Annotated in this window: 18 protein-coding genes and 1 tRNA gene; 7 read left to right on the top strand and 12 right to left on the bottom strand. The window is 45.0% G+C overall.

The genetic code is table 11. The annotated features are described in order from the left end of the window. Position 1: 1 nt before the first annotated feature. From OO016_RS02250 to OO016_RS02230, 5 genes are all read right to left on the bottom strand, one after another. Positions 2-2,158 carry a prolyl oligopeptidase family serine peptidase gene (locus tag OO016_RS02250; protein ID WP_266010471.1) on the bottom strand — a complete coding sequence of 719 codons (2,157 nt, stop codon included), beginning with the start codon at positions 2,156-2,158 and terminating at the stop codon, positions 2-4. 90 nt (positions 2,159-2,248) lie between these two features. After that, entirely contained in the window at positions 2,249-3,238 is a 990-nt protein-coding gene (locus OO016_RS02245) for an aspartate-semialdehyde dehydrogenase (protein WP_266010469.1), read from the bottom strand. A gap of 194 nt (positions 3,239-3,432) precedes the next feature. Beyond that, positions 3,433-3,834 (bottom strand): large conductance mechanosensitive channel protein MscL, encoded by a 402-nt coding sequence (mscL, locus tag OO016_RS02240; RefSeq protein WP_266010467.1) that lies wholly within the window; start codon positions 3,832-3,834, stop codon positions 3,433-3,435. A gap of 77 nt (positions 3,835-3,911) precedes the next feature. Further along, entirely contained in the window at positions 3,912-5,018 is a 1,107-nt protein-coding gene (gene alr, locus OO016_RS02235; RefSeq protein ID WP_266010466.1) for an alanine racemase, read from the bottom strand. Further along, a complete protein-coding gene (locus tag OO016_RS02230; protein ID WP_266010465.1) occupies positions 5,011-5,655 on the bottom strand; it encodes a thymidine kinase in 645 nt (214 codons plus the stop codon). Before OO016_RS02230 ends, alr begins: the two co-directional genes overlap by 8 nt. Before the next feature lie 104 nt (positions 5,656-5,759). Between OO016_RS02230 and OO016_RS02225 the strand changes: the two genes are divergently transcribed. Together OO016_RS02225 and rsmI are read left to right on the top strand one after the other, a co-directional pair. Then, positions 5,760-6,440, top strand: coding sequence for a DUF8457 domain-containing protein (locus OO016_RS02225; protein ID WP_266010464.1), 681 nt, complete (start codon positions 5,760-5,762; stop codon positions 6,438-6,440). A 91-nt stretch (positions 6,441-6,531) separates the two neighbouring features. Beyond that, positions 6,532-7,197 (top strand): 16S rRNA (cytidine(1402)-2'-O)-methyltransferase, encoded by a 666-nt coding sequence (gene rsmI / locus OO016_RS02220; RefSeq protein ID WP_266010463.1) that lies wholly within the window; start codon positions 6,532-6,534, stop codon positions 7,195-7,197. A 30-nt stretch (positions 7,198-7,227) separates the two neighbouring features. Here the strand turns inward: rsmI and OO016_RS02215 are convergent, their stop codons facing one another. After that, entirely contained in the window at positions 7,228-7,821 is a 594-nt protein-coding gene (locus tag OO016_RS02215) for a carboxymuconolactone decarboxylase family protein (RefSeq protein WP_266010462.1), read from the bottom strand. A gap of 50 nt (positions 7,822-7,871) precedes the next feature. Between OO016_RS02215 and OO016_RS02210 the strand changes: the two genes are divergently transcribed. Beyond that, positions 7,872-8,300: an OsmC family protein gene (locus OO016_RS02210; protein WP_266010461.1), complete on the top strand. Its 429-nt coding sequence runs from the start codon at positions 7,872-7,874 to the stop codon at positions 8,298-8,300. A gap of 73 nt (positions 8,301-8,373) precedes the next feature. Beyond that, the gene (recJ, locus tag OO016_RS02205) at positions 8,374-10,062 is read left to right on the top strand and encodes a single-stranded-DNA-specific exonuclease RecJ (RefSeq protein ID WP_266010460.1); all 1,689 of its coding nucleotides are present in this window, start codon (positions 8,374-8,376) and stop codon (positions 10,060-10,062) included. Here the strand turns inward: recJ and OO016_RS02200 are convergent. The 5 genes from OO016_RS02200 to OO016_RS02180 all read right to left on the bottom strand — a co-directional run bounded on the left by OO016_RS02200 (position 10,046) and on the right by OO016_RS02180 (position 14,018). Beyond that, entirely contained in the window at positions 10,046-10,834 is a 789-nt protein-coding gene (locus OO016_RS02200; protein ID WP_266010459.1) for a UDP-2,3-diacylglucosamine diphosphatase, read from the bottom strand. The genes recJ and OO016_RS02200 overlap by 17 nt on opposite strands. A gap of 24 nt (positions 10,835-10,858) precedes the next feature. After that, the gene (locus OO016_RS02195) at positions 10,859-11,311 is read right to left on the bottom strand and encodes a 6-pyruvoyl trahydropterin synthase family protein (RefSeq protein ID WP_266010457.1); all 453 of its coding nucleotides are present in this window, start codon (positions 11,309-11,311) and stop codon (positions 10,859-10,861) included. A gap of 66 nt (positions 11,312-11,377) precedes the next feature. Beyond that, entirely contained in the window at positions 11,378-12,151 is a 774-nt protein-coding gene (locus OO016_RS02190; protein WP_266010456.1) for an enoyl-CoA hydratase/isomerase family protein, read from the bottom strand. A 19-nt stretch (positions 12,152-12,170) separates the two neighbouring features. Then, positions 12,171-13,505, bottom strand: a complete 1,335-nt coding sequence (locus OO016_RS02185) for an MATE family efflux transporter (protein WP_266010454.1) — start codon at positions 13,503-13,505, stop codon at positions 12,171-12,173. Positions 13,506-13,517: 12 nt separating this feature from the next. After that, complete coding sequence (locus OO016_RS02180; protein WP_266010452.1) at positions 13,518-14,018, bottom strand: GNAT family N-acetyltransferase; 501 nt, start codon at positions 14,016-14,018, stop codon at positions 13,518-13,520. Positions 14,019-14,067: 49 nt separating this feature from the next. On the opposite strand from OO016_RS02180, the gene OO016_RS02175 reads away from it, so the two are divergent. The 3 genes from OO016_RS02175 (at position 14,068) to OO016_RS02165 (ending at position 15,847) form a co-directional block, all read left to right on the top strand. Continuing rightward, positions 14,068-14,865 (top strand): universal stress protein, encoded by a 798-nt coding sequence (locus tag OO016_RS02175; protein ID WP_266010450.1) that lies wholly within the window; start codon positions 14,068-14,070, stop codon positions 14,863-14,865. Positions 14,866-14,932: 67 nt separating this feature from the next. Continuing rightward, positions 14,933-15,006, top strand: a tRNA-Ala gene (locus tag OO016_RS02170). Between the two features lie 127 nt (positions 15,007-15,133). Then, complete coding sequence (locus OO016_RS02165; RefSeq protein ID WP_266010448.1) at positions 15,134-15,847, top strand: SDR family oxidoreductase; 714 nt, start codon at positions 15,134-15,136, stop codon at positions 15,845-15,847. A 2-nt stretch (positions 15,848-15,849) separates the two neighbouring features. Here OO016_RS02165 and OO016_RS02160 read toward each other — a convergent pair whose 3' ends face one another. Next, positions 15,850-18,594 carry a PD-(D/E)XK nuclease family protein gene (locus tag OO016_RS02160; protein WP_266010446.1) on the bottom strand — a complete coding sequence of 915 codons (2,745 nt, stop codon included), beginning with the start codon at positions 18,592-18,594 and terminating at the stop codon, positions 15,850-15,852. Between the last annotated feature and the right edge of the window lie 2 nt (positions 18,595-18,596).

The raw sequence follows: 18,596 nt of genomic DNA, 5'->3' as shown, positions 1-18,596 counted from the left end.
TCTAGTCCTTAAATTCCTTGATAACCGCCTGATTTGGAAGCTGCTTGAAGCCCATATTGTAAAGGGTGAACCCAAAAACGTCAGCATTTAGCTCAATGCGTTTACTTACGGGAGTTCCGGCTCCATGACCTGCATTGGTCTCAATTCGGATCAGGGTAGGGTTATCTCCCTCCTGCTTGGATTGCAATTCCGCGGCAAACTTAAAACTGTGGGCAGGTACCACCCTGTCGTCATGGTCACCGGTGGTAACCAAAGTAGCAGGATAGGAAGTGCCTTCTTTTACATTATGCACCGGGGAATATCCTTTAAGGTAGTTGAACATTTCCTCGCTGTCTTCAGCGGTACCGTAATCATAAGCCCAACCTGCACCGGCAGTGAAGGTGTGGTAACGCAGCATATCCATCACCCCAACAGCGGGGAGCGCCACCTTCATCAGGTCTGGTCTCTGGGTCATGGTTGCTCCTACCAGGAGTCCTCCGTTGGATCCACCTTTTATAGCGAGGTAATCTGCAGAAGTATACTTGTTTTCAATCAGGTATTCGGCAGCAGCGATAAAGTCGTCAAAAACGTTCTGTTTTTTGGTTTTTATACCCGCCTCATGCCATCTTTTTCCGTACTCTCCCCCTCCTCGCAGGTTGGGAACGGCGTATACTCCACCCTGCTCCATCCATACGGCATTGACGACACTGAATCCCGGGGTGCGACTAATATTGAAGCCTCCATAGCCATACAGTATGGTGGGGTTCTTTCCATTCATTTCCAGTCCCTTTTTGTGGGTTATGATCATAGGGACCTTAGTTCCGTCTTTCGAAGTGTAGAATACCTGGGTAGATTGGTATTCATCGGGGTTATAATCAATTTCAGGCTTCCAGTATTGCTCGTATTCACCACTTTCTACATTCAGCTTGTAGGATGAATTTGGGGTGAAGTAGTTAGAATAGTTGAAATACAGTTCTTTGTCTTCAGCTTTACCGCTAAAACCACCGGCGCTTCCTATTCCCGGTAATTTTACCTCTCGGATCTGATTCCCTTCATAATCGTATTGGAATACCTTTGAAATGGCATCCACCATATATTCCGCAAAAATGTATCCACCACCAGTACTGGGACTAAGTACGTTTTCTGTTTCCGGGATGACATCTACCCAGTTTTCGGGTCCGGGATTTGAAGCATCCACTTTTACAATCTTCTGGTTGGGAGCGTTTAAGTTGGTAACCAGAAAGAGAGTACTTCCCTGGTTATCCAAAACATAGCTATCGCTATCTGTATGATCCAAAGCAGTGACCAGGAGGCCATTGGGGTCTCTGAGATCACGGATCAGCATTTTGTTCCCTGAAGTTGAAATTCGTGGATAAATGATGAGGTAGTTTTCATCCTCGGTTACACTTGCAGAAATATAACGGTGTTTTTCTGCCATCGTGCCTCCATAGATCAGTTCATCCTCTGATTGTTGTGTTCCCAATTTATGGAAGTATACCTTGTGCTGATCGGTTTTAGCAGATAGTTCACTTCCTTCCGGCTTGTCATAACTGGAATAATAAAAGCCTTCATTCCCTTTCCAGGAAATACCGCTAAATTTTATGTCTACCAGGGTGTCTTCAACAATTTCCCTATTCTCGGTATCCATGACAATCACTTTTCTCCAGTCGCTTCCTCCTTCAGATATGGAGTAAGCAACCATACTGCCATCTTTGGTGAAACTCAGGCCTGCTAATGAGGTAGTACCGTCTTCCGAAAAGGTGTTGGGATCCAGGAATATCTCCGGTTCTTCACCCTCTTTTTGTCGGTAGACCACATATTGGTTCTGAAGCCCATCATTCTTGTAGAAATAAGTATATTCTCCTTCCTTAAATGGAGTGCTGAGTTTCTCGAAATTCCAGAGTTTTTCCAGTCGATTTTTCAGGTCCTTACGGAAAGGAATATTATCAAGGTAACCGAATGTTACACTGTTTTGCTCTTTAACCCAGGCTTCTGTTTCCGCGCTGCGGTCGTCTTCCAGCCATCGATAGGGGTCTTTCACTTCTGTTCCGAAATAAGTGTCGACAGTTTCTCCCTTCCGGGTTTCCGGGTAGTTCACAGCAATGGGTTCGTTTTTAGGGTTGGATTCACAGGCAATAAAGGAAAAGGCTATTGCCAGTATCAGTAAAAAAGGTTTCATATATGGAAATTTAGTATCCATAAAATTCCATAAAACCAACCAGAATTCCTACTGTAGTGAGGTCTTTAACAAGAATTTTGGACTTCAGGATTACACAAGTCCGTTGTTTTTCAAATACTCGGCAATTTGGATGGCATTGGTGGCCGCACCCTTGCGTAAATTATCTGCCACTATCCAAAGATTCAGTGTGTTGGGTTGCGTTTCATCACGTCGAATCCGCCCTACAAAAACCTCATCCTTTTCATGCGCATATATGGGCATTGGATAAGTATTGGTCTCAGGATTGTCCTGTACCACTATGCCTGGTGTCTGGTGCAGAAGTTGGCGTACCTCCTCAAGGGTAAAATCGTTTTCAAAGGCCACATTTACAGATTCAGAATGCCCTCCTGCCGTAGGAATCCTGACTGCAGTTGCGGTTACAGAGAAGGAATTATCACCCAGTATTTTCAAGGGTTCATTAGCGAGTTTCATTTCCTCTTTAGTATAACCGTTTTCCAGGAAAACATCACAGTGCGGAAGGGCATTGCGATTAATAGGATAAGGGTAAGCCATTTCTCCCTGAACCCCGGCTATCTCATTTTCCAGCTGTTTCACTGCCTTGACACCGGTCCCGGAAACCGATTGGTAAGTAGATACCACAACTCGTTTCATGCGGTACCGATCATGCAGGGGGGCCAGGGCCATCACCAGTTGAATGGTAGAACAATTGGGATTAGCTATTATCTTGTCATCCCTGCCTAACACATGCGCATTGATTTCCGGAACCACCAGTTTCTTCGTTGGATCCATCCGCCAGGCTGAGGAATTATCGATTACGGTAGTACCTACTTCGGCAAATTTAGGAGCCCATTCCAGAGAGGTTTCCCCTCCTGCAGAGAAAATAGCCAGGTCGGGTTTCAGAGATACGGCCTGAGACAACCCGATTACCTTATATGGCTTACCAGCGAATTGCAATTCTTTGCCTATAGATCGTTCGGAGGCAACCGGATATAGCTCGGTTATGGGAAACTTGCGCTCAGACAAGACCTTTAACATCACTTCTCCAACCATCCCGGTGGCTCCAACAACAGCTACTCTCATCTTGAATAAAATTTGGTGTGTAAATGTACCTCAAGCGCCTTAGATGGACAAGTTCTGCCCAACTTCATCATAAGACGGGATAAAAACGTTACATATTACACAAAAAAATCCGCCGGTATGCTTAGCAGGCATGCCGGCGGTTTATTGTTTTAATTGTAGTGTAGCGGTAATCCCTTTTGAAAAGGACAGTATTTTTATTTCTTCAGCAGATCCCTGATCTCCGCCAGCAATTCCTCCTGGGTAGGTCCTTTTGGAGCTGGTGGAGGTGGTGGTGTTTTGGTCTTGTTGTAAGCTTTAACAATGATAAACATAACAAACCCTACAGTTACCAGATTCACCAGGGTATTCACCCATGCCCCGTATCGGATGGCATTTTCGGCAACATAGCCTGCCTCGCCTTCAACACCTGAAGCTTCTGTCAGGACAAACTTGAGGTTGGCAAAATCCACACCTCCTGTAAATTCTCCCACAACAGGCATTACAATGTCTGCAACAAATCCATTGATAACCAATCCAACGGCTCCTGCCATGATAACGGCAACGGCAAAATCTATTACGTTACCAGTCATGATAAAATTCTTGAATTCTTTAAACATGATCGTGTTCTTTTAATAGTTAATAGCGAAACCTAAAATACATAAAAAAAAGATGCTCTTTTTAAGATAGCAATGAATTAAGGAAGGATCTCCCTTCGAACCCGTTGTGAAATGCCGGTAATTAATTCATAGGAGATTGTTTTAGCACTGGCAGCGACCATTTCTGCAGAATGCCCTTTTCCAAAAAGAATCACCTCATCTCCTTCATCGCAGGGAATACCGCTAATGTCGATCATTAGCATATCCATGCATACATTACCTACAATAGGGGCTTTTTGGCCATTAACGCTTACTACACCCCGTGCATTGCCATAGATACGTCCAAGGCCATCGGCATGTCCCAGGGGAAGGGTGGCAATAGTACACTTATTCCGGGCTGTAAAGGCACGGTTGTAACCTACACTTTCACCAGGGGTTATTTCATGGATTTGTGAAATTACGGTCTTCAGCGTAGCAACTGGTTTTAACTCCTGATCCAGGTCCGGGTTGTTGCTGTAGCCGTATAGACCGATACCGCTGCGGACCATATCGAATTGTGCCTCCGGATAATTCAAAATACCGGAGGTATTCAGAAGATGCAGAAAGGGTTTATTGTCCAGCTTTCCTGATATTTTTTTTACGATTGACTTAAATCGATCAATCTGGGCATGTGTAAATACGGATTCAGAGCGATCGTCCGAAGCGGCCAGGTGAGAAAAAAGAGAAATTACCTTTAGTGCTTCTGACTGCTGAGCCTTCATCGCAATATGCGGTATATCTTCTTCCCTGAACCCGAGTCGGTTTAATCCCGTATTAAATTTAAGATGAACCGGGTAATGCCTCTGGCCAGCTGCTTTTGCAGCTTCCTGAAAAGCTTTTAAAATACGGTCCGAATAAATGCTGGGTTCCAGGCATCGGGCAATGAGCTGGTCAAAGTTTACCGGTTGAGGATGCAACACCAAAATTGGAGTAATAATACCGTGATCACGGAGAAAAGCACCTTCATGGGTATAGGCTACGGCAAAATAATCCACTCCAAGCGCTTCCAGTTTTCTGGCTATCGCGATGCTATCACTGCCATAGGCATACGCCTTGACCACCGCCAGGAATTTGGTTTTGGGCTCTATTCTTGCTTTAAGGTATCGGTAGTTGTGCTCTAGGGCCCCAAGATCTATTTCGAGGACCGTTTCCCGGGGATCAGCCATTCGCTTTCTTTTTGGTATGTACCACTTCCTCGGCCTCAACATCCATATGGCTTATTTTTTCCCTTAGCATGGCTTTGTAAAATGCTGCCCGACTCAGGGGCTCGTACTCTTCAGTTTCTCCCAGCAATACCAGGTCGTTGTTGCTGGATTTTCGAAAACTGTAATTCGCGAGGTTTCCCGTACGGGTGCATATGGCATGCACCTTGGTCACGTATTCGGCTGTTGCCATAAGGGCGGGCATAGGCCCGAAGGGGTTTCCTTTAAAGTCCATATCCAGACCTGCCACAACAACCCTTATCCCCATATTGGCCAGGTCATTGCAAACCGTAATTATCTCATCGTCAAAAAACTGGGCTTCATCTATCCCTACCACATCGCAGTCATCTGCCAGCAATCTGATATTGGCTGCCGCGGGGACAGGTGTAGACCTAATCTCGTTCTCATCATGTGAAACCACCATTTCCTCATGGTAACGCGTGTCGATGATGGGTTTGAATATCTCTACTTTTTGCTTCGCAAACTGCGCCCGTTTCAACCTGCGTATCAATTCCTCCGTTTTACCCGAAAACATGGAGCCGCAGATAACCTCGATCCAGCCGAATTGTTCTTTGTGATTAACAGTGTTTTCGAGAAACATTTTGTAATTTTAGACGAAAGTAGTTGCTCCTGCGTTTTACTTACAGGGAAAGTATAAAAGTATTAAAAAAGAAAGACCTAAACCTGCGGCTAACGGTTAAAAAGATGAAGAGGAAATTAAAAGAAGAATTGGTTAAAATGGCAACGGAGATCCTGACTTCCCAGGAAGATAAGAACATCTCCCAGCTTTATGAAAATGCCAAAAACCTATACGAAAAACTGGCGGTTTTAAAATTTATCGAAGAAAAGCTGGACGATATACAGATCGATGTTTCCAAGAATGTGCTGGCCTCAAAGTTTGAAACCCTGGCTAATGCCGTTATGACAGAAAATCGGTCCGTGCCGGAAAATAATCCTCATGAGGAGGATATTATTACACCAGGCATTGATACTATCAAACATATGATTTCTGAAATGCCCTCTGCTGCTGAGGTTGAGCAGGTATTCAGGGAGTTCGTGGCTAAAAAGGAAGTGATCAAGGAAGATAAAGAAATCCTGAGCCCTGTACCGGAAAATGATAATCCCCCAGCTAAATCACTGAATGAAAAGCTGGTTGCACGTGAAATCAAAGTGGATCTGAACGATCGTCTAGCCTTTGTAAAGCATTTATTTCGTGAGAGTACCGAGGATTTTAACCGGGTGATCTCACAGTTGAACACCATTGATTCCGAGGAGCGATCCCGTGCTTTTATCGAGAATTTGATCAAACCGGAATACGACAACTGGAAAGGCAAAGAGAATTATGAAAATCGCTTTATGGCACTCATAGAAAGGCGGTTTTCCTAATCTTTTCCGCTAGAATGAGAATATAAGCTTGCCGAAAGTTCCTGATACAGCTTTCGGCTTTTTATTTTGATTATTATATAACTGATTAAAAGTGCTTTACCTTGTTCCAACACCAATAGGAAACCTGGAGGATATCACCTACAGGGCAGTGCGGATATTAAAAGAAGTGGATCTTATCCTCGCCGAGGATACCCGTACCAGTGGTAAACTCCTGCAACATTTTGGTATCGATACCCCGCTAAGGAGTCATCACATGCACAACGAGCATAAGCAGGTTCCGGGACTGGTTCAGCAAATGGAACAGGGAACCTCCATGGCACTCATCTCAGATGCCGGCACACCCGGAATATCAGATCCGGGATTTCTCCTTACAAGGGCCTGTATTGCCGCCGGTATTGAAGTTAACTGCCTTCCGGGAGCTACAGCTTTCGTACCAGCCCTGGTTGTAAGCGGACTGCCCTGCGACCGATTTGTTTTCGAAGGTTTCCTGCCTCCAAAAAAAGGGAGGAACACCCGCTTATCTAAACTGGCAGAAGAAGAAAGGACCATGGTTTTTTATGAATCCCCCCACAGGCTGCTCAAAACCTTAACCCAGTTGGGTGAATTTTTTGGTGAAAGCAGGACGGTATCGGTTTCCCGTGAGTTGAGCAAAAAGTTCGAAGAGACCATACGCGGGACTATAGCGGAAGTAATAGCCCATTTTGAAAATCACCCTCCAAAAGGAGAACTGGTGTTGGTCCTGGAAGGAAAAAAATAGCGTAAAGTCGCGGTTATGTAATCCGTATGATCAACCCCCGTGTTTGCCTTTTACCCAGCCGTGTTTGCCCAGGTATTGATTTCCGCTTTCCACAGCTCCTTCTTCTATGGTGGTACCCATAGAGTCGTTCCATCGGTTCAGGTAGCCAAAAAGGGAGATCACTCCCAGCATTTCAACAATCTCCCCTTCATCCCAGTATTCATATAGCCGTTGTTTAATCTCTTCTCCAACATTATTGGGGATCTGTGATGCAGCCAGTGAAAAATCAAGAGCAGCCCGTTCAGCTTCTGAAAATGCCGGATGGGTGCGGTATTCCCAAATATTCTCGAGTTGTTCCTGCTCGGCACCATAGCGTTCAGCTGCCCGTATGGCATGCGCCTGGCAATACCTGCAACCGGTTGCATTGCTGCTAACCCAGGCAATCATTCTTTTCAGGGCCGAACTAACCCGACCTTCATTGGCCATAACTGCTTTATTGAGGTTGATAAATGCCTTGGAAATGGCGGGCCGGTGTTGCATGGTGAGCACAGAATTGGGGCAAAATCCCAGGGTTTCATTAAAAAATTCTGCGAGTTTTCGGGTCTCCTCGTCATGACTGGGATCCAGGGGGTTTACTAATGGCATCTTCCTTTGATTTAATGTATTTTTACACGAATTACAAGAAACAAAAAAATATGGGTGCTACAAACCAAATTACTACCAAATGGCTGGGTAAAATGGCCTTTGAAAGCAATAACCCCTCCGGCCTTAATTTGACTATAGACGCAGGACCAGAAGATGGTGGGGAGGGCCGTGGATTCCGGCCCAAGGCACTGATGCTGTCTGGTTTGGCGGGATGTTCAGGCCTTGATATTGCTATGCTGATTGGGAAGATGAAACTGGATGTAAGAGATTTTAAAATAGATATCACTGCAAATCTCACCGATGAGCACCCCAAATATTACGACAAGGTTACAGTAGCATTTCATTTCCACGGGGATAAGCTTGATGAAAAAAAATTGAAACGTGCAGTGGACCTTTCGGTGGATAAATACTGTGGCGTAATGGAAATGTTCAGGCGATTTGCCGAGGTCAAAATCGAGACCAATTTCCACCACGAATAGTCCAAACAAAGACAAGGATACAATCTTTTTGTACTGCTCGATTATTGCGTACAGACGCCTTAATTTATAAGCTATGCGCTGGATATTAAAACCCAAACCGGAAACCTCCCAGGTGCAGAGACTGGCCAGTGAACTGGGCGTTGATGCCCGGGTGGCCTATTTGCTGGTTCAGAGGGGTATTCTCACCTATGAGCAGGCCCGGTTGTTCTTCAGACCGGAGTGGAGCGACCTTCATGATCCCTTCCTCATGAAAGACATGGATCTTGCAGTATCCAGGATTGAGAAGGCTGTAAGGAACAAGGAAAAAATCCTGATCTACGGGGATTACGACGTTGATGGGACTACATCGGTTGCCCTGGTTTACAATTACTTCAAAGAATGGTATCCTGAGGTGACCACCTATATTCCTGACCGCTACCTGGAAGGATACGGGATTTCCTTCCAGGGTATTGACTATGCCTCGGACAATGATATCAGTCTGGTCATTGCGCTGGATTGCGGGATCAAAGCCCTCGATAAAGTGCGCTATGCCGCTGAAAAGGGAATTGATTTTATCATTTGTGACCATCATACCCCCGGGGAGTCTATTCCGGATGCTGTTGCTGTCCTTGATCCCAAACGCTCTGATTGCAGTTACCCCTACAAAGAACTTTGTGGATGTGGCATAGGATTTAAGCTGATACAGGCCGTACAGGAGCAATTAGAACCGGAGGATATGGACCTGGGTTCCTTCCTGGACCTGGTTGCAGTGGCAATAGCCGCAGATATTGTCCCCATGACAGGGGAAAACAGGGTGCTGATGACCCTTGGAATGCGAATTTTAAACAGCAATCCAAGGCCAGGTATAAAGGCGTTAACTGAACAAAGCAAAAAGAGTGAAATAGGCGTATCCGATGTAGTATTCATTGTTGCGCCAAGGATCAATGCTGCAGGAAGGATGCATCACGGCAATTATGCGGTTAGCCTGCTCACTGAGTGTAGTATCCAGAGAGCACGGGAGTATGCAGCAGAAATTGAAGCCTTCAATCAGGAACGAAAGGGGCTGGACAGGCAGATTACGGAGGAGGCTTTGGCTCAGATTACCGATTTAGGGGAGGAGGAGCGTTATACCTCGGTGGTTTACAAGGATAGCTGGCACAAAGGAGTAATTGGTATTGTGGCTTCCCGGCTAACGGAAACATTCTACAGGCCAACGCTTGTCTTTACCAAGAGCAATGGAAAGCTGGCCGCCTCGGCCCGATCAGTAAAAGGGTTTGATGTTTATCAGGCCTTGTCTGCATGTGCTGATACTATAGAGCAATTTGGTGGCCACAAATATGCGGCTGGCCTCACCCTGAAAGAAGACCAGTACGAGAAGTTCAAAGCACAATTTGAACAGGTTGTGGCAGCATCCATAGACCCACAACTTCTGACACCTGAAATAGCTATTGATGCGCCGATTAAATTAAAAACGATCAGCCCTAAGTTCCTCAGGATTATAAAGCAGTTTGGTCCTTTTGGCCCCGGAAATATGACACCTCTTTTTATGGCCGAGAACCTGAGAGATGTGGGATTTGCCAAACAGGTTGGTGAAGGGGGAAAGCACCTGAGGCTTTCAGTTTCACAGGAGGGCTCCCTACCTATTGGAGCTATAGGCTTTAACCTGGGAGACAAGCTACCAATGGTAACCGGAAATCAGTCTTTTAGTGCTGTATTTTCAGTAGAAGAGAATGTCTGGAATGGCAAGTCAAGCATACAGCTGAAAATCAGGGATATTCGCTAATGCTGCCTGACTTATAACTGTTTAAATCAAGGGTCTCCCCATTGAATACTGCAAAAGTGTAGTAGCTTATCCAGTCGCCCAGGTTTATGTATTTGGCTTTCCCATCCAGGTCAATAGCCAGAGGGAGATGCCGGTGCCCGAAAACAAAATAGTCGTAATCTTTTTGCTCTAGTTTTCGTTTGGCGTATTGTACCAGCCATTCCTTGTCCTCTCCAAGGAACTTTATGTCTTCCTTGCCGGAAATAAGCTTGTTTTTCACAGAAAAGTACTGGGCTACCCGTACGCCCCAATCCGGATGTAACCATTTAAAAAACCACTGGGCAACGGGATTGGTAAAGACCTTCTTCATCCTCTTAAAACCCTTGTCCCCAGGGCCAAGACCATCTCCGTGGCCAATAAGGAAAAGCTTGTTTTGGATCAGGAATTCACGTGGGGCATGAAAAACTTCAATTTGTAGTTCCTCTTCAAAGTAACCTTTCATCCAGAGGTCGTGGTTGCCAACAAAGTAGTAGACCTTAATACCGGAATCGGATAATTCAGCCAGTTTTCCCAATGTTCGGGTAAATCCCTTGGGAACTACGGTTTTATATTCGAACCAGAAATCGAAGAGATCCCCCAGGAGGAAAATCACAGCAGCGTCTTTTTTGACGGTATCCAGCCAGGAGACAAACTTTTTTTCCCGCTCCAGGCTTGATGCCCGATTGGGAGCACCAAGGTGGTTGTCACTGGCAAAGTAAATTTTTCTGCCCTTAGGGATATCGATCTGGTTCATACCTTAACAAAGATAATCAAAGGGCTAAGAGTTGTCGCTCGCATACCATTCGGCATACGCTGTACCCGTTTCCCTTAATCTGAGGGAATGCAGCCTAATGTTTTCAGGAAGCCTGCTTTGGATTCGTTCTGCAAAATCGATAACCATATTTTCACTGGTGGGCTGATAGTTGGCCAGTATAATCTTATGCCCCCTAGATTCCAGTTCCTCTGCCAATTCAATATGGGGAGTGTTTTTATTAAAAACGGTGGCATGGTCAAAAGGGTCTACCACCTCTTCCTTCACTATTTTCTTTAAGTCCCCAAAATCCATTACCATACCTAATTTAACTTCTGAATTATCAGTTATGGGCGTTCCTATTACGGTAACGGAAAGGTGATAACTGTGGCCGTGTACATTTCTGCATTTCCCATCATATCCGTAGAGGGCATGCCCGGTTTCAAAAGTGAATTCTTTGGTAATTCGAATCTTATTCATCTATATTATCTGCTTGAAAGATCACAAAAATAACACAATCAAGAACAGCAGCATCATGATGTTCGCTCAGGACTTCTTTTTGATGCGTTCCAGTATACGTTTGGTATCCGGGGAAAGCCCCAGTTTTCCCGACATTTCTGCCCTGTTTTCAAGAAGGGTAATCCAGTGTTCTGTCCCTTCCCAGAGCACTTTTGTCATCGCCTCAAGGGCAGTACGTTGGTATTTGGCCAGTTGGGAAACAAAGAAATCCAGTTCTTTGTCGAGTTCCTTTATATTGTCATAGACCTTTGAAAAAAGGCCCTTATCATGAGCCCAGTAGGCATTCTTCCATTCGGTTGGCGAAAAGGCGAGTTCTGCGAGCGCCGCTTTGCCAATTTTGCGTTCTACTGCCGGGGCTATTACCAGCGGGGCAATGCCAATACTTATTTCGGAAAGGCGAACAGCAGCCTGTTCCGTCGCCAGTACATAATCACAAGCCGCGATCAGGCCTACGCCCCCGCCAACAGCTTTACCCTGCACCCTCCCAATAATTGGGACGCTGCAGCTTCTCATGGCATTGATCACTTTAGCAAAACCACCAAAGAATCTTTTTCCCTCTTCCAGGGATGCAATTTGAACCAGTTCGTCAAAAGAAGCCCCTGCGCAAAATGCCCGGTCACCTTCGGATTTCAACACAATTACCTTTACATCCGGGTTTTCTGAAAGTTTTCCAATTTCAGCAGCTAGCCGGTCTAACAGTTCCATCACAAAGGAATTGCTTGCCGGATGACCGAATTCTACCTGGGCAACTGCTCCTTCAATTTTTGTATACAGGCTTCCATTGGGCCTTGATGTTCCCATACTTAGACTTTTTCTAAAATTAGCCCTTTTGTAATAAGGGACGAAATTTTTGGTTGAACTTCCATACCAGTGCAAGTCCGCGAATAAGCATCCAGACGGTGATTGCTATCCAGACACCATGCAGGCCCCAGTTCAGATATTTGCCAAGGAAAAGGCTGGGAATAAAACCAAGGCCTGTAGCCACTATTAATACATTTCTCAAAAACCTCATTTCACCAAGACCCTTGAAAAGGCCATCAAGCACAAAAGCTATGGCATTAATGGGTAGGACGATCATTACCAGGTAAAAAATGGAATAAAAGGTATCCAGCACAATTTTATCATTGGAAAATAAGTCTCCCAGGGACTCATAGAAGACAAACCCGGATATCAGTAAAACCACACTGACCATTACCCCGTAGAGACATATTTTCTTCATAAGTTTCCACAGGCCTTCATAATCCCTGGCTCCAAGGAGCCTGCCACCCATTATATTACCGGCTGCCCCGTACCCGTCTATAAAGAAGGCTGCAAATAACCAGAGATTGATGGCAATGGTATGCGCCCCTATATACTGGTCGCCCAGAGCCGTTGCTTCCCTTACTGCCAGGATCAGAGTTAGATTCAGGGCCACTGTGCGCACGAACAAGTTAAAGGTCATCCCAACCAATCTCCTGAATTCGGGGTTGAGCGGGAATTTGATCCGTAGTGAAATATCCGTTTTCCGTGAAAGCAGGATAAGGGCCATAACAGCCATTACGGCCTGCGCAATGAGGCTCGCCCAGGCAGCTCCCTCAAGGTACAGGGGCTCAAGTATATCCGGAATACCGTATACCAGAATAATATCGAGGATAATATTCAGACCGGCACCCACCAGGGCTATTAGCATAGGCCAATAGGTATTTTGCAACCCCCGGAAAATTCCCATAACGGCGAATACAAACAAGGTTAAAGGAAAGCCCCATACCCGGATTTTGTAGTAGGAAACACAAAAGGACAAAATACGCCCCTGTGCATTAAAAAGTTTAAATATTCCTTCAGCAACAAAAAAAGTGGACAGTAGAATAACTAGGCTCAATACAACATTAAAATAAATGGCCTGGGCCGGGAGCGACGCTACTTCCCTTATTTTTCCCGCACCCAGGTATTGGGAAACGATAGCCGAAATTGCACTCCGGGTTTGCCCGAGAATCCAGATCAGCATAGAAAGAAAGGAACCTACAATCCCAACTGCGGCCAGTGATTCTACACCATATTCCGGGATGTTACCCACTATGGCAGTATCTGTAATAGATAAAACCGGTTCTGCAATACCGGCTATAGTGGCGGGAACCGCCAGGCGGTTGATGGTTTTAAAACTTATGGCAGTTCTCATTATTTCCATAGATCAGAGAACAAGTTCATAGCAATAGAATGGAAACGCACTTTGTTTAGGGAAGTAAACATTTCCCAACCTGCTGTAGCCCCTTTGTTCATAGAATTTTTGGTTTCTTGGATTCTGGCTGAAAGTGTCAAGGCGTATGGATTTAAAGTTGCCCTTTCTGGCAAAATCTTCGGCAAAAGTCATGAGCTTTTGCGCATACCCCTGGCCCTGGTAATTGGGAGCTATTGCCAGCCTGTGCACATACAGGTTGTCCTGATTGGGAGTGAGCCAGGCCACCTGCTCGTATTCGGCGTCCATTATGGTGGTAAGCGCAATGACTCCCAGTAAAACTTCAGAATCTTTCAGGATATAAAGTTCTTCGCGGTCAACATCACTTTCAAGAACAGTTCGGGAAGGGTAAAATTCGTTCCACTGGTAGATTCCCCGGCTAGCCATTTCTTTGCCACAGGCTCTTGTAAGTTCGAGAATTTCAGGTATTTCCGGTAACTTTGCCTTTCTAATCATCTATAGATTCTAGATAAACCGTAAATTTATAGTATTAATTCCTAACCATATGAATAATATACTGGTGCCCGTGGGCACTTCTCCCGACGCTCACGAAACCTTGCAGTACGCTGTTGATTTTGCCTCACAATTTGGCTCACAGGTGTATGCCATGGAGGTATTTAACGTAACCGCTGGTGCGGGTAAACTTGTAAATATTTCGGAAAAGGTTGCAGAAAAAAGTCAGGAGCGCTTAAAGGAAATAATTGGCCTGGTTGATGCGAAAGGAATAGATATTAAAATTGCAACGTATAACGGAGATTTGATTGACGGCCTCAGGGATGTTTACAAAGAACTGGGCATAGATCTTATTATTATAGCTCCGAGAAGCAACGACATTCAGGAAGAACTATATCTTGGTCATTGTTCAGGCAGAATAGTAAAACGCACGGATATTCCTACCCTGATCGTACCCAAAGGGACTGTTTTCAACCCCTTTAAAAATATTCTCACGGCGTTTAAATCTGGGATTTTAAAGGATAAGAAGATCCTTGATCCCCTTATGGCGATCAAACAGAAATTCGGATCCAAAGTTAACCTGCTGATGGTTAAAACCCCTGGCTATACTGAAGAGGACCTACAGATCAATACCGCTCTGATGGATTTGAGCGCGAAACTCACTTTGACCGAAAACGCAACTACTTATTTAGGCATACTGGAACATTTACAGGCCAAGCAGCCGGATTTACTATGTGTTTTCCGAAGGAAAAGGGGGATTTTTCAGAACCTATGGGAAAAGAATACCATTCCAAAAGGGGAGTTTTATGCGCGCATACCCGTATTGGTCCTCAGCGTTAAAAAAGACTAGCCTTAAGTTAAGAGCAGGTAATTTTGATACTTGAGGAAAATGTATTTTCTTTGCGAGTCCATGAAAAGGGGGATTAGCTCAGCTGGCTAGAGCGCTTGCATGGCATGCAAGAGGTCACCGGTTCGACTCCGGTATTCTCCACAAGTTTAAGCACGATGCAGGAAAGCCACCAGAAGGTGGCTTTTTTGTTTTAATCCCGAGGCAATTAATAAGCAGTATCCTGTTTGAGTGCCTATCTTTACAGAAACCCTTAAACCACAATTTCACGATGGACAATCTTCAGAACAAAGTAGCGTATATCACAGGAGGAACTAAGGGCATTGGCTTTGGAATTGCCCTGAAATTATTGGAGCAGGGAATGCGGGTTGCCATTAGTGGAAGAACTGCAGATGGCGTTTCCGCCGCTGCGAAACAATTAGGTCCATCAGACAGGGTTCTTCCCATCGTTTCCCAGGTATCGGACCCTGATCAGGAAAACAAAGCAGTACAACAAATACTAAAGCGCTGGGGAACGCTGGATGTAGTAATAGCTAATGCGGGTGTTGGCCATTTTGATGCTGTGGACGAATTGAGCGTGGAATCCTGGAGGGAAATGATAGATGTTAACCTGAGCGGTGTCTTCTTCACCTTACGCGCCGCTGTGGAAGCCTTAAAAGCCTCAAAGGGGTATTATTTTACAATTGCCAGCCTGGCAGGGACTAACTTTTTTGCCAGGGGAGCCGGGTATAACGCTTCCAAGTTTGGGGTTGTTGGATTTACCCAGGCAGCTATGCTGGATCTGCGCCCGTATGATATCAAAGTTACTACTATAATGCCAGGATCGGTAGCTACACATTTTAACAATAACCAGCCGGGGGAAAAGGACGCCTGGAAGATTCAGCCGGAAGATCTGGGTGAGCTTGTGGTAGACTTGCTGAAGATGCCTGCCAGGACCCTGCCAAGCAAGGTAGAGGTAAGGCCCACCCGTCCGGATAAGAAATAGGATCAGTTTTTTTCTTCTTCCAGGGGCAGCATCGGATTACAAATCTCGGATATTAGTAAAGTCAAATGCTGCTCAAAGATCCTAATTACCTCTGGTGTAATCCGTGAATCTTTGGTCCTGCTCCTGCTGCTATCCTTTTTGGCAAAGGTTATGGCTCCCCTTTCAATGCTTTTTATGGAAATGATACCTGCCTGAATATTATTAATGGGCTTTTCCCTGTTGTAAAGCCAGGCGTAGCAGAGCAATTGAAATGCCTTGCTGTGATTTTTATCGCGGATCAGGGTTTTCCAGTCAACAACTTCAACCTCTGAAGGTTTCACCGTTCCTGTTTTGTAGTCCAGTATGCGAAGGGTTCCATCGTATTCATCTATCCGGTCTACTGTTCCTTTGATGAATACTTCTTGCTGAAGGGAAGGGATACGGCAGTGTTGTTTCATTCTGGTTTCCAGGGCAATCAGGCGGATTTCATGCTTACCGCATTCCTCCATTTCCCTGGCCATGAACCTGTCTATATATTTGACAATCACCTCGAAAGCAATGAGGTTTTTTCCCTGAATACTACTTTGCCCTGGATAATGATCGGACATCAAGGAACGTACTAAGGGTTTTACCTTTTTCCGTTGTTTACCTAAGGCTTCGGCATTCAGGATTGAGCCAACAAATGGTTTATATAGCGATTCCAGGCATTCGTGAACAATAGTCCCAAAGGTTCTCGCCTCCAGAGTTTCTTCTATATCATCCGGGTCATCAACACCCAGAAGATGCCGTTTGAAAAATGTCAGGGGATCCCGGATATAATCAGACAGGGCTGTCGGTGAAAATCCCCTTTTGGCGAGCTCTGATATCTTTTCCATAATGAACTCGTCCTTCGTTATGCGCGTAAGCAGTGTTGTTTGCAAGGGAACCTTTGGTGAAGCTATTACCTGGGTAATAAAAGGGGTTATGTTGGGGTCTGTGGTTAATTGATATATAAGCCGGCTTTTTTCACCACCTTCCAACGTGTCCGGTTCGGTATTGTAGCAAAGTATGATATTTTGTGCCCTCTGAAGTATTCGATAGAAATGGTAGGTATAAACCGCATCTTTTTCCTTGTAAGTAGGAAGGCCCAGCTCCCGCTTTACGTCAAATGGAATAAAGGAATTCACCGATTTCCCTGCAGGAAGGATACCTTCATTAACAGAGGTTATGATGACTGTGCTGAAATCCAGGTTCCGGCCTTCCAGCATCCCCATGATTTGAAGGCCTGAGGCAGGATCACCTACTAAATCGAGTGACTTCGAACTCATTATTTCCAATAGCAGGCCTTTCATTGATTTCAGGTCGTTCACATAAGGGAAGTCCTGTACTGCAGACTTCAATTCCCGCAAAACCTTTTCCATTTGGATATAGGCCTGTGAGGCAATTAAGCCTGTTCTTTCATTTTCCGATTGGCGAAATTCTGCTAAGAGTGCCAGACCATCCTCAATGAACTTCAACGGACTGTTCTTGTTTTCAAAGAGAATATCCAGGATAGTATTGTCAGATAAATAGTTCCGCAGTGTTTTTAGGGTGATATAAGTGGTATTGCTTTCCACCAGTTTTGTTCTCAGGGATGGGGCAGACCTATCTCCGCCAATATACAGAAGCCCCTGTATGGCTGGATGGGTAAGGAAGTTGAGGAAAGGTTTGTGGTACCAGCCTTGTTTGTCCTGGCTTATAAATAAGTCAATCCACTGAATGATTAAAGTAGCGGCTGCGGTCTGACTCAGGGGGTATCCCATGGTAATATTCACCTTATCCAGACCATCTGGAAGCGCATGCAATATGGGATTCAATAGATTTTCGTCTCCGAGGATCAATGCCGTGTTGTTTAGTTCCTCCGGTTTGTTTTGTAGTATTTCTGACAGCAAGGAACCAACATATTTCGCCTGGGCAACTTGTTTTGGGATTCCTGTGATCTGGATTTTCTTGTTTTTTAGAAAATTTGATTCAGTCTCCTTTGGAGGATTGGATTTAAAGAAAGGCCAGTTTGAGAAATACTGGCGCAGAAAATAACCAGCATCGTGAACGGGATTATTGAGGAAGTAAGGATCCGTATCCCAGTATATGTTTGCATCAGATTCTCCCAGGATGGTTTGAATGATCCTGCTTTCGGCCTGGTTTAGGGCATTAAAACCGGCAAAAATATGGCGCTGTCCTTTGGTTTTTAGAAGATAGGAATCTAATCGCTCAACGGCTAATTTGTAGAGCAAACCCTGATGTCCTTTGCCTTTCTCAACCAATTTGGCAGTAAAATGTTCGTATATGGGGTGCAGCAATTCCCAGAATTTTAGGTATCCGCTAATTTGGGCTGTTTTTTCCGATGCAAGAGACCAATGATTCATTTCCTGTATGGCTGAGAGGTAGGTAAACACCTTTTCAGGTGGGATCAGGTAGCGATCTATTTCCATTATATCCTGTAAGAGGGTATTCCCCCAGGATACAAAAGAGTCATAGCTTTCGGGCTCCTTACCTGCAACCTTAAGGTATGCTTCATACAAGGTGAAGAGGAGATCAATACGGGAAGCACTTTCCTGTCCGGCAATCAGCTGTATAAATTCCTCTACACTATAAACCTTTGGGGCAAATATGGTCTTGCCAATTTCACTGGCTAAATGTGTTTTTAAAAAATTGCCCGCCCTTTTACTTGGCAATACAAAGATGTATTGTTCAATGTTCCGGTTTTCCGAGCATACGGATTGGGCTACCTCTTTTAGGAAACTGGTCATAA

It is taken from the genome of Lentiprolixibacter aurantiacus, assembly GCF_026241225.1.
GTDB lineage: Bacteria > Bacteroidota > Bacteroidia > Flavobacteriales > Flavobacteriaceae > Lentiprolixibacter > Lentiprolixibacter aurantiacus.
This window is presented reverse-complemented; position numbering and strand designations above follow the sequence as displayed.